This window comes from Pseudomonas sp. Seg1 (genome assembly GCF_018326005.1).
Classification (GTDB): domain Bacteria; phylum Pseudomonadota; class Gammaproteobacteria; order Pseudomonadales; family Pseudomonadaceae; genus Aquipseudomonas.
In genome coordinates this window covers 3,424,750-3,439,900 of sequence record NZ_AP021903.1, presented here as the reverse complement: position 1 = coordinate 3,439,900, position 15,151 = coordinate 3,424,750, and the positions used below count along the sequence as shown (strand labels likewise).

Genomic DNA, 15,151 nt, shown 5'->3' with positions numbered 1-15,151 from the left:
GGTCTGATCGAACTCACGGCATCAACTACGTGAATCAATCAGGATCGGCGTCTTGCCGCTGTGTCTGTTGCGGGTGAAGTGCTCGACGGCACAGACGTCAACGTCCAGATGCAATAGTCCGGTTTCGATCAGCGTCGCCAGAGTCGGGTACCGGGACAACCGCAATCGTGCGTCTGCCGCGTCAATCCCGATTCGCAGGCACATGCGTTCCAGTCCATCGGGGGCATGGCCGAGCAGCAACTGGAACGGCACCTGCAGGTGTTCCTCCAGTTCGCTCAACGAGATGAAGTCAGAGCCGATGCGAATCAGCTTGCCGTGCCGTTGCAACAGTTCGAAGCGCGGCGACGTGAGTCCGCAGGCGCAGGGGCCGGAAATCCAGCGTCCCGTGTCGCCCACCTCGTAACGCCGAACGTTTTGCGCCTCGCGTGCGATCGACGTGAACAGCAAGCGGCCGACTTGATTGCCCGTGACGGGTTCATCGACGTCGAGGCCGACAATTTCCAGGTGCTGGGTGTCACTCAGCAAATGGAAGACGCCATCGTCGGTGGCTTGGCAAGCATGGCCAAGCGGGCCTGCGTCGACACTGCCGTAAATCGCCGAGCGGATGCTTGGCACGCCACAGCTGTGCAGCAGCTCGCGACTTTGTGTACTGAGGTGTTCGCCGCCGAGAAAAACCTTGTCGATCCCGCCATAGGCCTGCAACCGTTGTCGTTCGTTGAGGAACAGGCGATGCACGGTGCTCGGCATGCCAATCAACACGGTCACGCGCTGACTGACGATCATTTCGGCGATTTCGCGGTAATCGTCATCGGCCGGAGCGCCCATCGGCAGGTGCGGGATGTCCAGCAACTCAAGCACTTTGGCAAAACTGAGGAAGCCGCCGTACAAGCCGCCGCAGAAGAACAGGTTCATCACTCGATCCCGAGCCGGGTCGAGGCCGGCGGCGAACAGTCCGTCGGCGGTAGCACGCATTTGTCGATGGAAATCGGCATAGCTGTAAGCCGATAACGCCGGAGTACCGCTGCTGCCTCCGGAACGGAAATATAGCCGCGCAGCGGCGTTGAATGGTTGGGTGACGAAAGCAGCCTTGTCCATGAGCGGCTGCCCGGATTGCGTCGCGGGCAATGACGTGCGATCAAGCGTGGCATGGTTCGGCAGGACATCGGCGGGCAGGCTGACGGACACACGTCGGCTCAGCCGTTGCAAGGCGTAGACGCCGTCATGTGGCTCACCGTCATAGCCGTCATGAATGCTGCTGACCGGGGCGATTCGCGTGACGCCCGCACCGATCAGCGTGCGTGCCAGCTCGCCGGTCTGCGCTGCGCCACACAGCAGCGCGCAACTTTGCAGGACATTGCGCCACGGCAACAGCGTCTCGGTGATCAGGGCGCGGGGCACGGGATGCAGCAGTACGCTGCGAAACAGCGGCGAAGGCGTCAGTTGACGGTTGTGCGCCCAGATGATTCGCCAGCCCGGTGCACTCCAGATATGTCCGGTTTGTTCAGCGAAACTCTGCGCCAGCCGCGCCATTTGTGTGTGCGTAGTGATTTGCGCGGCTTCTTGCGACGTAGGCAACAACGCCGGCCATTGTCCGGCGCGGCGTTCGAAGGCGGCCGTCAGCCGTTCGCCGATGTCCCGCAGAACCTGCGGATCGTCGCTGTCGACCAGTAACCATTGCGGACTGGAGCAGGCTTGCTGATCCAGCCGGCAGACTTCATCCGCCACGGCATCCAGCCCTTGTGGGGTGGCGGCGTCAGGCGTCAGATAAACGAAACTGATGCGGTGGCCCCAATCGATCCAGCGGCAGCCGGTCGGGATCTGTTGGCGAATGGCTTGCAGGGCCGCTTCACCGCCCCAGGCTGCGACCCCGTTGGCCCGTTTGCACAGGCGCGCGATCTGCGCAGTGCTGACCGGCAGTACGGCAACGTAACGGGCGAGTTGACCGCTCGGGTCGCATTGCAGCAAAGCGCCAAGCAGGCTCGCGGTCAGACCCTGATCGCTGCTGCTGGGCCGCAACCAGTTGACGTTGCCGGCCAGCAGACTTTCCAGCACCGCGCAAAATGCCAGCAAGGGCGCGTTGCCCGGCGTGATATGCACCACCAGGCCAAGCGGGCTCCAGCATTCGAATCGGGCCTGACGATAATCGAATCGCCGCAATGAGCCGGGTTGCGTGCCGAGTTCGCGCTGCATCTTGCGGCGCAACGCCTGCGGTTCGCAGAAGTCGATCAACGCCTGCCGTTGCTCGATAGTGAGTGGCAGCGTTATGTCAGCGCTGCGCAGGTTTAGCGAAAAATGCGCGGCGGCTTCAATGACCGTGTGGCTGTCCAGCGGCGTACTCAACTGTTGCGCCAGCTGCGCCTCAAGGTTTTCGAGTGCATTGTCGAAGTTGCAGACGTCGTGTTGCTGTCCGTTGATCAAGTACATGTCATCGACCTCCGAGCAGTTCGGAAGCTGCCATCGCACAGCTTCTGCCCGGCGTGGTGCCCGCGCGGCCATGCAGTTCAAACCAGTCGCTGGCCAATCCACAACCGCAGCTTGCGCCAGGGTGCAGCGTCGCCAGATCACTCATCACCACCGCATGCCCGGGACTCGACGAGATATATGGCGAGACAAAACCGAGCAGGCCTTGCTGGCCATAAGGCTGCAGGGAAAAGTCCGCCGGATTGCGCACCAGTACCTTTGAATAAACCGGGACATGGAAGTGATGGTGGTCACATTCGATATAAGGCACCGCGTGCTCGACAGCGCCGTAGCCATCGCGACAACGGACCTTTTCAATGCCCAGTTGCCGGTGGATGCGTGCGTATAACTGCTGTCGGGGAATTTCTTGTGCGGCCTGGGTTTTCCAGCCACCACCAAAAAAAGCCAGCGAGCCGGCGGGCAACTGAAGATCCGCAGCGCCGGTGGCCTGCATTAGTTGCAGGGTCTGCCAGAGAAATGCCGGGAAGCCGAGGATGCGCACGGGCAGCCCTTCTTCGGCGAATGCCTGCAAGGCCTGGATCACGCCGAACACATCGAATTGGTGACCGCCACCGGTATTGCGCAGGGCATACACCACGCGGTTGGCGGGGGCAAAACCACAGAGAAACTGGTCAGTGAATGAGGTGCCCAGGGTGATCCGGCCTTGCGGCTCGTAACTCAGCAGCAAGTAGTTGCAGGGCGTGTCCGGGGTGTCCCAGCCGTAGTGCCGGAATATCTGCGCGACCATGAACTGCGCCGCTGCCAGACTGCGCGCGTCATAGCGCATGCGGCTTTGCTGACCGCTGGTGCCGGAAGAGGTCAGTTCCAGCGCGTCTTCGCCGGTGGTGCTGAGCAGCAGTCGCTGCTTGAAAAAATTGGCGAAGATTGGCGGCAGGCGTGACCAGTCATCGAGGCTGTCCAGATCGTCTACCGTGAGGCCGTTGGCGTTCAGCCAGCCTTCATAACCGGGTGTGTGCCGGCAGTGAAACCGGCTGATTTCGGCCATGGCCTGGTCAAACAGACCACAGGGCACGGAATCCGGGCAATAAGGCCTTGGCAACGCGCAGAGCGCGTCGCTCGCGGGTAAGTGAGTCATCAATATTCCTTTATTGAAGTGAGGTGGAATTGTTGTTCCCGTCCTGCAGGATTCCGTGCAGAAAGGGCAGGCACATCAGGCCGCCGAAGGCGGACAAGAGCGCGAAAAGTTCAAGGTGTGTGCCGCCGCTGAGGGTGGCAATGAGTGTTCCACCGACGCCCATCACGGCAATCGAAATCATGCCGATCATGGCCGAGACCAGGCCTTTACTGTCATCGGTGCAAAACAGGGCCACTCGATACAGTGCGGCATTGCTCATGCCCAGCCCGACGGCGTAAAGCGCCAGGCTGGCGACCACGGGTTCCAGGCCTGTCCTCAGTAGCGCGCAGCCAATCAGCCCCATCAGGCCCAGGCAAAATGGCCACTGCCCCAGTTGAATCAACTGGGGCAACGAATGCGTGACCAGCAAGCGGTCGAAGATCAGATTGCCGGCGATGACGGCCGAGAAAATCGGGATCTGCCACAGCCCGTACTCCAGCGGCGTCAGGCCCAGCAACTGGATCAGCAATAGCGGTGCCAGGCCGATCCAGGCAATCAGCGGCAGGCTCATCAGCCCCAATGCGAGGCACGCCCAAAGGAACCGCCGATTGCCAAACAATGCCAGGTAGCGCTGCCACGTCTGCCGCAGGGAAAAACGCACTTGCGCCTGTTGCCGGCCATCATGGCGCACAACGCCCACGGTCTCTGGCATGCAAGCGTAGAGCCCCAGCCACACCGCCGCTGCAGCGAGACCGAGAGCCAGAAACAACTCGCGCCAGGTCAGCCATTCCAGCAGCAGGCTGCCGAGCAATGGACCGAGCAATGGCGATAACAGAGCGACGTTGCCCAGCAGGGCCATCAGTCGCACGGCATCGGCCTCGCGGAACACTTCCTGCAGGGCCGGATAACTGACGGCAACGACGAACCCCAGGCCTGCGCCTTGAATCAGTCGCAGCAGATTGAACAGTTCAATGCTGTGAGTGACGAATGTGGCAGCACAAGCCACACCGAACACTGCGCAACCGATCAATAACATCGGTCGTCGGCCCCAATGATCGGACAGCGGCCCCATCAACCATTGCAGGCAGACGCCCCCCAGCAAATAAAGATTGAACGCATTGGGGACATGGCGGATATCGGCTTGTAAATCAGTAGTGACATTCAACATCGCCGGCATGATCAAGTCGCTGGCCATATAAGTCAGCAGCTCGAAAGCGGTCAGGGCCAAACAGAATCCGATCAGTTTACGAGGGCCGATAGTTATAAGTGTTCTCTGCATAAAACATCCTTGTCAGTTAGTTTTCAGGAAGCTTGCAGAGACTAGGGGGTGTGGTGTGGGTGACCTAGTTGTTTGCTACGACATTAAATTTCAAATGCTTGCATCGTGTTTATTGGATCCAGGATGCGTCGTGGGCAAGTTGCGCAAAAAACAATGCCCGCTGTAAGCGGGCATTGTTGGAAGTGGGGTGGGCTGTGAATGTCCCTGCGCATTTATCGGTCAGTGAGCAGGGCGAACAATCCTGTTCTAACGATGTTGATAATAACCAGGACCGCCCTGGTAATAGCGATGGTGATCGTCATGCCAGCCGCCGTGGGGGAAGATGATGCAACCGCTCAGGGTCAGCAGGGCGAGAAGGGGAATCAGCCAGGTGATTCGACGCAGCATTTCAAAAGTCCTCATGGTGATGCCGTCATGAAGCCAAAACTCTTCATCGGCTGTAACATGAGACCCCGTTTGCGTCGGTGCATCCCCGAAACACGGTAAGTGCATGGCATGCGAACGGATACAAACCGGATACATTTCAAAGATTCAGGAAGCCGCAATGACCCAGAAGCAACGCTTGATTTATTCGATTCTGATCGCCGTGTCCGTACTGGCGATCATGCTCGGCCTGTCCTGGCTGCAAAACGCCGGAAAAATCGATGAAAAGACGTTCCAGTACATCGCCATCGGTGTGGCGGTGGTTGTGGTGGTGATCAACGGCGTGATGCGCCGCAAGGTCAAGCCCTGACGGCGATCGCTCTACGCTTCAGTCGTTGTTGAGCACGGCAGCAGCCTGTGGATGCAGGCTGTAGCTCTTGTCCGCATTGAAGGTGATCACGCCTTCGGCGCACAGACGCTTGAGGACTTCGCGCACACTGAGGAAGGACAGCGGAATATCCAGGTCGAGCAATTGGCTGTGGACGCCACGCACGCCCAGACGGCGCTCGCTTTGTGCTGCGACCAGCAGCGCGTCGATGACTTTCAGGCGAATCAGGCTGGTGCGCAGACCGAAACTTTTCAGCAACAGCCGGATGCGTTCGTTACCGTGACGCTCGACGCGTTGCCCGAAATCGCTCGCGTGGGGGCTCATGGAAACTCCTTGTGGGGCCTGGCTACCGTCCGTTGGTAGTTGCGAGTTGTACATGCGATTACTCCTTTTCAGAGCCTGATCGGGAAAGGTTTTTTTGCGTTCTCTAAACAAGACGTATCAGCTCGACAAATCATGAAAGAAAAAATGTAGAAAATTTGTCGGAAATTCGTCCTCACCTTGTAATGCCGGGCAAAAAACGCCCTGCGCCGCACTAAATATTTTTTCTTCGGGTTCGTTTTCAGGACAGGCTCATTGCGCGTGGACGCGTGGGTGTTTCCAGAGCGGATCCATTGCCCGTCATATCGTCTTCGTGTGGCAGCGCCAGATCCGCTCTTCGGCATTTCGATCAGGAGCGAGCGTGATTATTTCCAGGCAATTAACCGGGCTGACCCTTGCCGGTCTGTTTTTCGGGCTGAGCCCGTCGGCTCATGCATTGACCTCGGCCGTTGATGCCAGCGCCGAGATTCGTCGTACCGGTTTTGGTGTGCCGCATATCCGCGCCGAAGATGAGCGCGGCCTGGGTTTCGGCATCGGTTATGCGTACGCACAGGACAACCTGTGCCTGTTGGCCAACGAGATTGTTACAGTCAATGGCCAGCGCTCACGTTACTTCGGTCCGGATCAATTGACCGTGGAAGAACGCGAAAACCGCGTCAGCGACGTCTTCTTCAACTGGCTCAATACGCCTGAAGCGGTCAATGCGTTCTGGCAAGCCCAGCCGGCACAGGTGCGGGATCTGGTCGAAGGTTACGCCGCTGGCTACAACCGTTATCTCGCCGAGCGTCGTCCGCAGGGGTTGCCGCAGCAATGTCAGGGCGAGTGGGTACGCGACATTGCGCCGGAAGATCTGGTCAAACTGACCCGCCGTCTGCTGGTCGAGGGCGGTGTCGGCCAATTCGCCGAAGCACTGGCGGGTGCGACACCTCCGCAGGCTACGGCTCGCGTCGAACACGATAAGCACGCCTACCAGATGGCCGACGCCCGTCAGCAGCGTTTTGCCCTGGATCGTGGCAGCAATGCGGTGGCGGTGGGCAGCGAACGCTCGTTCAACGGTCGCGGCATGCTCTTGGCCAACCCGCACTTTCCGTGGGTCGGCGGCATGCGCTTCTATCAAATGCACCTGACCATCCCGGGCAAACTCGACGTGATGGGCGCGGCCTTGCCGGGCCTGCCGATGATCAACATCGGCTTCAACCAGCATCTGGCCTGGACGCACACGGTCGACTCATCGAAGCACTTCACCCTGTATCGCCTGCAACTCGATCCGAAAGACCCGACGCATTATCTGCTCGACGGTCAATCCGTGCCCATGAACAAGCAGACCGTTACCGTGCAGGTCAAACAGGCTGACGGGCAAGTGGTGCCGGTGGCCCGCGACGTTTACAGCTCTAAGTTCGGCCCGATCGTGCAATGGCCGGGCAAGCTCGACTGGGACAATCAGTTCGCCTACAGCCTGCGCGATGCCAACCTCGACAACGATCGCGTCCTCACGCAGTGGTATGCGATGAATCAGGCCCCGACGCTTCAGGCGCTGCAGGATTCGGTGCACAAGATCCAGGGCATTCCATGGGTCAACACGCTCGCCGTCGATGACAAGGGGCAGACGCTGTACATGAACCTGTCGGTGGTGCCGAACGTCAGCCGCGAAAAACTTGCCCGGTGCAGCGACCCGCGCATCGGCACACAGATGATCGTGCTGGACGGCTCCAACAGCGCCTGCGCCTGGGACATTGATCCGCAAGCGGCGCAGAAGGGCATCTATGCGTCCAGCCAATTGCCGCAACTGTTGCGCAAGGACTTCGTCCAGCACTCCAACGATTCCGCATGGCTGGCCAACCCGGCGCAACCGCTGACCGGTTTCTCGCCAGTGATCAGTCAGGACGGTCAACCGTTGGGCCTGCGTTCGCGCTTTGCCCTCGATCGTCTGGCGGGCCTGAGCAAAAAAGGTCCGCTGGCGGTGAAAGATTTGCAGCAGATGGTGATGGATGATCAGGTGTATCTGGCGACTCAGGTCGTACCGGATCTGTTGAAGTTCTGCGCCGCCGATCTGGGGGCTGATGCGCAAGCACTGAAACCGGTATGCGCGAGCCTCAAGGCGTGGGACGGTCGGGCCAATCTGGATTCGGGCGCAGGCCTGGTGCACTTCCAGAACATCATGCAGGCCATGCAGGGCTCCGCCGATGTCTGGCGCGTTGCCTTCGATGCAAAAGATCCGCAACACACGCCGCGTGGTCTGGCGATCGAGCAGCCAGAGGTGGCCAAGGCATTGCGCGCGGCGATGCTGGCATCGGCTGAACTGGCCGGCAAGATGGGGCTTACGCCGAAAACCCGTTGGGGCGATATCCAGGTGGTCAGCAGCGGCGGGCAGCAGACGCCGATTCATGGCGGGCCGGGCACGCTGGGGATCTACAACGCCATCCAGAGCGTGCCACGCGAAGACGGCAAACTTGAAGTGGTCAGCGGCACCAGCTACCTGCAAGTGGTGACGTTCGATGAAAAGGGCCCGCACGCGCAGGGGCTGTTGGCATTCTCGCTGTCCAGCGATCCAGCATCGAAGTATGCGCGGGATCAGACCGAGGCCTTCTCGAAGAAGCAGTGGAGTGTGATGCCATTCACCGAGCAGCAGATCCAGGCGGATCCGCACTATCAGGTGCAGACCATTCGCGGGGCGTTGGACAAGGCGGGGAAAGTCGCCGCGCAGTAAAACCGAACGTCAGTTGAGCAAACGTTGAAGGCCGCATCCCGCAAGGGGCGCGGCCTTCAGTTTTTTGGCGGCTGTTGCGGCATCGGGTTGATTACCGGGTTGCCTTCCTTGTTGCGCGTCAGGTAGACGGGCAACACCTTGGGCAGGGAGTTGGCCAGATTGTGCAGTTCTTTGACGTTGTAAATGCCGCCCACGCGAATCGAGCCAGTGCTGCTGTCGGCGAGCATCAACGGCTTGTCCAGGTAACGATTGATCAGTGGCAGGGCGTCATTGAGTGCCAGGTTGTCCAGCACCAGTTTGCCGCTGCGCCAGGTCAGCGAAGTGTCGCCGGGATAGGTCTGGCTGATCTGCGGCATGTAATCGCCGTGTTTATAGCGTGCCTGCATGGCCGGCCCCAGGCGCAACCCGTCGCCCGGTAATGCACTGTTGCTGGTCACCAGCACTGAACCTTCGATCAGGTTCACTCGCACTTGATCTTCATACATCCAGACGTTGAAGCGCGTGCCGGTCACGCGGATTTTGCCTTCACCGGCGCGCACGACAAACGGGTGCGAGGTGTCATGACTGACGGTGAAGAACGCCTCGCCTTTTTTCAGCGTGACCCGCCGCTCGTCCTTGTAGTTGCTGAAGGTCAGATCAGTATTGAGGTTCAACTCAAGCTGACTGCCATCACTCAGGGTGACCTGACGGACGTTGTCGGTGGCGCTGAAATGCTGATAGCTGTCGGGCAGCCAGCCGAGGTTCCAGCCGGTGAAAGCCGCCAGCGGCAACGCCAGTGCGCAGACACTGGCGGCTACAGTGTATTGACGCCAGGAGCGAGGGGCTTGCCGGATCGGCGTGGCCAGCGCTGGTTCGGGGCGCGGCAAATGCTCGGCCACGTCCCAGATTTCCAGCATGGCTTCGTACTCGAACGCATGCAGAGGATGGGCTTCGTGCCAATGTTCGAATGCGCGACGCTCGTCGTCCGTGCAGTCGGCGGCGTGCAGACGCATGCACCAGTGCGCGGCGGCATCGGTGATCGCGTCGTATTCGGCTTCCGAGAGGGTGTCTTGGGTCATTGACTCGTCCTGATTTCGCACATTCTAACCTTGACGGGAAGTTACCGAGAACAACCGTCATGGCATTTACCCATCAAAGTGGAACTTATTTTTCCCACAGGCGCCCAAAAAGCAGGACGCCAATGACCACTATCCATAAATGGAGTGAAAAAATGATCAAAAAGACTTTCGCCGCCCTGATTGCCACTGCCACTTTGCTCAGCGCGGGTGCCGCGTTGGCTGACAAGCCAGGCGCAGGCTGGATCACTATCGAAAAAGCCATCGAAACCGCTAAAACCAAGGCCGGTTATGTAGAAATCTACAAAATCGAGGCCGACAACGACGGTTACTGGGAAGGCGAAGGACGCAAGGCCGATGGCATCGTCTACGAATTCCGCATCGACGGCGCATCGGGCAATGTGCTGCGTGATCAGAAAGACTGATCCGGCTTGACCCGAAAAAGGCGCAGGTTACGACCTGCGCCTTTTTCATGTCCGGTTTTCAGCGCACGGGCACCGGATCAAGCCGTCGGCCCATCTCGCAAATCAGCCGTGCGATCGAGTCGGCGTTGCGCAGGATGACATCGGCACGTACATCCGATGACGTTCGATCATAAAATTTGTTGCGTGCCTCATCGATGGTCGAACTCTGGGTCAACTTGAGAATATTCTGGGTCAATACTTCCCCTCCGCGAATCTTGTCCAGACTGACAAACGCGCCCTTTTTGGCGCTCCAATGTGCAAACAGCTCGTCGCGGGGGGTAAGCAGTGACAGCGCCTTGCTCTGGAAAGACTCCAGGTCATCGCGCATCTCCTGTCCGTAGTGGGTCAGAGGATCAATCAAATCGAAAAACGGTCGGCGCGCTTCCAGTGAGGCGATGTCCTCGGCCTTGGAAAATTGATGGGCGAATTCGTGGATCAGGGTCGCAGCTTGCGCGTGTCCGTTGACATCGAAGGACTCGGACAAGAAACCTTCGTACAAGTCCAACTGTTGATTGAAGAAGTGCTCGGTGAAATGCACATTTTTTTGCTTGTCGTTGATCAACACGAACGCAATGAGCGATGACTTGAAAACATTTGAGCCGACAATGAAGCGATCGGTGTTCATCAGGTCTTCGTCAGGATCGACCAGGGCATTGCAGATAGGCACGATGGCGTTGTTGATTTTGCCCAACAGCACCTTATCAATCTGTGAGACCCCGAAAAAACTCTTCAGAAAGCCATTCAGACGACTACCAGATACGTTGTTTTTCAGTTGAACCAGATTGTGCAGGCTGTTGAACGCATAGAACCGCGCCATATCGACTGCATGCTGAATGGCGTGGGCTTTATCGGGATGATGGCGACGGATATTCTCCATGCCCTTGGCTTCGATGTTCAGCACAGTCCGCCGACTTTGCTCGACGACGAAGCGATTGTGCAGTCTGGAAATGGCTTTGCCGTAATGGACCGTGTGTGGATCCGGCGCCAGTAACAGCCGCTTATCCTGTTCTTTTAGCGACGGCCCCTGGATTTGATCAGTGACGATGCGCCAGACAATTCCAGGTTTTTCGACGCGATAAACCTTGCCGGCAATAACGTTGTAAATCCGCTTGCTGAGCGACTGCTCGTAGGTGCCATTCTTCGCATTGCGCTTGAGACCCTCAAGTGCCACGTTTACCGCTTCAAATACTTGCAGCACCGTGCGCAATGGCGACGTGAGCCTGATGGTTGACCAGCGTGGAACAGGCAGCGTGAGTGGTTTTGTCAGGTCGACCGCTTTGGTTGTCACTTCAGTGATGGTCGCCAAAGTGGTTGGCGTCTGACGGCTGACCCTTGCCGTCGCAACCGCCACCTCGGGTGCCTGCGCCGAGGCTTCCGATCCCTCAAGTGCTATCCGGCCAAGACTGATCATCTGCATCCCTCCGTCGATAAAAGCTTTCAAGGCTATTGCCCAGTGGTGATCCTGCAGCGCTTCGGCCGAGACCTTGAAGTCCTTGTAGGCCTGCCAGAGAAACGTCAGATAGGACAATTTACCCGGCAGCAGACCGGAGAGCAGTTTGATCCCGTGGCTGAACAGGTTTTTCGCGTTTTCCCAATCACCCTGCGCCGTGCTTTGCCCCTGGCAGCCCAAAAATTGCGTCAACAGTTGTAGGTTGTCCTTGAACAACCGGTGCAACAGATTGCCGGTAATGGCGGCGCCTGACAGGGTCATTTCACTGGTTTCGCCGACACTCGACTTCAGCAATGCGCGAAAGACCGCCTGATGCTCGGCCGGCAACCGGCGAATCAGCAAATCCTGCAGAGGCCCCGGCGAATTCAGTGCCGCGATCAGTTGCGTCTGGCCTTCGAATTCGTGAAACACCTGGTCGGCATAGGGTGTGTAAAGCACCGACGGGCCTTTGTGCCCCGTGCCCGGGCCGATCACATACAACCCCAACGCTTCCACCGCGTCGGCGCCAGCTGTTTTGATCAGCGACAACGGCGAGACCAGAGCATGAGCGCCCTCGACCGTCGCGCGGGCGATGCCGTCAGGCATGTCCAGCACCTGGCAGATCTGGTCGAACGCCGTGCCGGACAATCGCTGTTGCAGTTTCATGGCGTGGGCATGCTGCAACAGTTGCCAGGGGATCTGCCGATAAAAACGTTGTTTGCGTTTCTGCACCTCGGTCGAATCCCCCGTCAGGGCCTCGGTCACCTGCGCGGCAAAAGTCGAGGGTATTTCCAGCGACAGCAACAGTTGATTGACCGCCGCCTGGTCAAACCCTTTCGGTAATTTCTGCGTGGTTTTTGACGCGACCTTGAAGCCAGTGCCTTGAGCGATATTTACATGGTTCAGGGCAAATTCGCCCAGGGTGAGGGCAGGGCCGGCGAGGGTCAGGTTCGGGGTGATCTCGATGTCTTTCGGCGCGAGCTTGCTATCGGCAAACCGGCTGTCGAGCAGTGACTGCAATGTCTTGTCCACGTAATCCTGCAGAGTCGGGACACCGCTGAGGTAATCCTTGTTGTCGACGACGCTGCTGTGCCACTGCTCCAGCAATTCCAGGTGCAGTTGTTGCTCAGCGACCGGTGCCATGCCCAGCCATGCCGGTAGCGTCTGTTGCTGATTGATGGCTTTCGCAAGGTGAATGGCGCGAGGCAGGTTGGTGTCGATCAGCGTCCTCTTCAGCTTGTCGAGGGCGGCGGGCAGGCCGGTTTTATCTTTCATGTGCTCACGTACTTGATCACAGCGGGCAAGAAAGTGCTCGATGCCCGATTGCGCGCGGTTGGGCAGCACATCGTCCTCGATCAAGCGCAAGGCGCCCAGGGTGTAGCGCTGATGGGGCTGGCGCTTTTGCGGGGCAAGGTTTTCCAGCAGGGTCAGGCTGTCAACCGGGTCCTTGAGCCGTCGCGCCAGCGCTTGGCGTGCAATGCCGATGCCTGCGAACACTTCCAGCCCGAGGGCGGGCGTCCACAGCACCGCGCGCCCGGAGTGCGCATCGTCGAGCCCGCCGCGTTCGGTCAGCAACACACAGTGGGCCAAGGGCAATAGTGCCTGGATGCCCTCACGTTCAACGCTCAGTGACCAGGCATCCGGCCGAAAGCCGTTGAGCGAACGTCGCTCGCGGCGGCTCGGTTGATCGGAATGGAACACGGTATCGACAATGGCCCGTTCGGCAGCCTTCAGCGACCCGCTGAGTTCGCGCAATTGGGCTTCACCGCGTACCCCGACATACAGTGAATGCCCCAATCGTGACTGCATGCCCTCAAGGTAGCTGCGCTGTGCCGCCGCTGTAGCAATGGGCTGGCCGCGAAACGACCCGGTGAGCAACGCTTCGATGCCCGTGCAGGAGCGCGCCAGGTTATCGGCCTTCTCTGCGAGGACCGCGGACGGTTGTTGCACTCCCACCAGTACCGGTCGCGTGGTCCAGCGCTCGCCGGCATCAAGTTCCAGCAAGCGTTCCTGGATCATGGCGCGTATGTCGAGGGCCTTGTCGAACAGCGCATGGATATCCACGGCACCATCACTGAGGCGGAACACCTGCAAGGCGTATTCGATGTTCTGCCGCTGTTTGGTGATGATGGCTTCGAACAGCACCTCGAAAATCTCGCCGCCGATCGACACACCCGTCACGTGGGGCTTGTCGAAGCCTACAAAGCGTTTTCGTTCTTCGAGGCTCAGCAGGCCATACAACTCGTCTTCATGGCCGGCCGCGAGGAATTTGCTCTGCACGGTGTCTTTCAGGTCCTGGTAATCCTTGAGCACTTGCAGACCCAGGGTTGGCGTGTCGAGACAGGCCTCGCTGAAACTGATCATCAACGAGCCGGCCAGTTCGACGTAGTTGGGCTCGTATTCCCACAGCCGTACGTTTTCGATGGTCGCGCGGCGGGTCGGCAAAGCGGCGGGGCGAATCATCTGGTGCAGGGTGGCGAATTGGGCGGCATCGATGATGCCGGTTTCGCGTTTGATCATCAGCTCGGTACGCGCCTGTTCGAGCAGGGCCTTGGCGAAAAATACGCGGCGAGTCGAGCCCTCTGCGCTGGCGCCATCCCAATAGCTTTCCATCGCGTGAAACAGCAGTACCAACAACTTGCCCGACGCGGCTTTGAGGGCGTTGTCCCACAGCGCCTGATCACCGGGGATCGGGGTGTGGCGCGGGTTGGAAAACTCATGCAGTTGCCCGGCAGGCCAGTTCTGCTGGCGGTAACGCATCAGCACCGCTTCACTCAGGCTGGTCGAGTCGTGCCAGTGCCGGGCGGATGTCTCCTTGACGCTCGGGTCTGCCAGCGTATAGAAACTGGTGCGGGTCTGCCCTTGCTGCAGGTTCGGAAAATGTTCCTTCAGCAACTCGTCGAGGCTGGTCTCCAGCAGGGCCGTGAGCGATGGCAGTTGTTTCAACTCGCTCAGCATGGCCTCGGCATTCAACTGTCGAGACGCCAGAATGGCCGCCTTCTGATCATCAAACACATCGCCCTCGATGGTCTCGTAGGTCAACGCAATGCTGGGTTGCTCGACAAGTTGTTGGCGTTGAAGCGAACCGAGAAACGCCAGCAACTCATCTTCCTCGGCAGCTTTTTTCACCCGCTCTTCAAGTGCCGTTTGCAGCGACGCCAGGCTGTCGTATTTCTTGATGCCGTCGTATGGCGTGTAGAGGATCGCGCCGTTGTCATCGGGAGTGGCACTGAGGATGAAACTTCCCGCCAGGGTGACGGGTGATTGCGTGCCCGCCGTGATACGAATGCGCTGGGCGAGCATGGGCGGCTTCTGCTCATTGCGCAGTGTGTGCGAGGCCAGCTTCACATGGGCCAGCCAGTCAAAATCGTTTTGATTCAGCAGATGAGTCTTGGCCAGCGCTTTCCACAAACCGGGCGAGTTCAAGGTTTCGGGAAACAGGAGGGGAGAAACGGAGGTGGTCATCATCGAGGCTCTTTTCGGGGCGCATGGATCAGCGCCAGCAGACGGAGCCGCCAGACTAGGACCGCACGCTGCTGCGCAGGCGGTAGATAGTTAGGTCACGGTGCACAGGTAAAAGTGTCAGGCTGACGGGTTATCCATGACACGC

Annotated in this window: 10 protein-coding genes; 3 read left to right on the top strand and 7 right to left on the bottom strand. The window is 59.1% G+C overall.

Going from position 1 to position 15,151, the window contains the following annotated elements; genetic code table 11:
- Nucleotides 1–21: 21 nt before the first annotated feature.
- The 4 genes from KI231_RS15220 to KI231_RS15205 all read right to left on the bottom strand — a co-directional run bounded on the left by KI231_RS15220 (nt 22) and on the right by KI231_RS15205 (nt 5,201).
- Complete coding sequence (locus tag KI231_RS15220; RefSeq protein ID WP_212808937.1) at nt 22–2,424, bottom strand: acyl-CoA reductase; 2,403 nt, start codon at nt 2,422–2,424, stop codon at nt 22–24.
- Between the two features lies 1 nt (nt 2,425).
- Entirely contained in the window at nt 2,426–3,556 is a 1,131-nt protein-coding gene (locus KI231_RS15215) for a LuxE/PaaK family acyltransferase (protein WP_212808936.1), read from the bottom strand.
- A gap of 10 nt (nt 3,557–3,566) precedes the next feature.
- Nucleotides 3,567–4,814 (bottom strand): MFS transporter, encoded by a 1,248-nt coding sequence (locus KI231_RS15210; protein ID WP_212808935.1) that lies wholly within the window; start codon nt 4,812–4,814, stop codon nt 3,567–3,569.
- Nucleotides 4,815–5,060: 246 nt separating this feature from the next.
- On the bottom strand, nt 5,061–5,201 hold the full coding sequence (locus KI231_RS15205; protein WP_177431341.1) for a hypothetical protein: 141 nt from the start codon (nt 5,199–5,201) through the stop codon (nt 5,061–5,063).
- Between the two features lie 157 nt (nt 5,202–5,358).
- Here KI231_RS15205 and KI231_RS15200 point away from each other — a divergent pair, with 157 nt between their 5' ends.
- Nucleotides 5,359–5,547: a hypothetical protein gene (locus tag KI231_RS15200; RefSeq protein ID WP_103302117.1), complete on the top strand. Its 189-nt coding sequence runs from the start codon at nt 5,359–5,361 to the stop codon at nt 5,545–5,547.
- Nucleotides 5,548–5,565: 18 nt separating this feature from the next.
- Here KI231_RS15200 and KI231_RS15195 read toward each other — a convergent pair whose 3' ends face one another.
- Nucleotides 5,566–5,943 carry a fe2+ zn2+ uptake regulation protein gene (locus KI231_RS15195; RefSeq protein WP_103302116.1) on the bottom strand — a complete coding sequence of 126 codons (378 nt, stop codon included), beginning with the start codon at nt 5,941–5,943 and terminating at the stop codon, nt 5,566–5,568.
- Between the two features lie 304 nt (nt 5,944–6,247).
- On the opposite strand from KI231_RS15195, the gene pvdQ reads away from it, so the two are divergent.
- Nucleotides 6,248–8,593: a bifunctional acylase PvdQ gene (pvdQ, locus tag KI231_RS15190; RefSeq protein ID WP_212808934.1), complete on the top strand. Its 2,346-nt coding sequence runs from the start codon at nt 6,248–6,250 to the stop codon at nt 8,591–8,593.
- A gap of 56 nt (nt 8,594–8,649) precedes the next feature.
- Here the strand turns inward: pvdQ and KI231_RS15185 are convergent, their stop codons facing one another.
- Nucleotides 8,650–9,651, bottom strand: coding sequence for a FecR family protein (locus KI231_RS15185; RefSeq protein ID WP_103302114.1), 1,002 nt, complete (start codon nt 9,649–9,651; stop codon nt 8,650–8,652).
- Between the two features lie 152 nt (nt 9,652–9,803).
- Here KI231_RS15185 and KI231_RS15180 point away from each other — a divergent pair, with 152 nt between their 5' ends.
- The gene (locus KI231_RS15180) at nt 9,804–10,073 is read left to right on the top strand and encodes a PepSY domain-containing protein (protein WP_103302113.1); all 270 of its coding nucleotides are present in this window, start codon (nt 9,804–9,806) and stop codon (nt 10,071–10,073) included.
- A gap of 58 nt (nt 10,074–10,131) precedes the next feature.
- On the opposite strand, the gene KI231_RS15175 is transcribed toward KI231_RS15180, so the two are convergent.
- On the bottom strand, nt 10,132–15,006 hold the full coding sequence (locus KI231_RS15175; protein WP_212808933.1) for a dermonecrotic toxin domain-containing protein: 4,875 nt from the start codon (nt 15,004–15,006) through the stop codon (nt 10,132–10,134).
- Between the last annotated feature and the right edge of the window lie 145 nt (nt 15,007–15,151).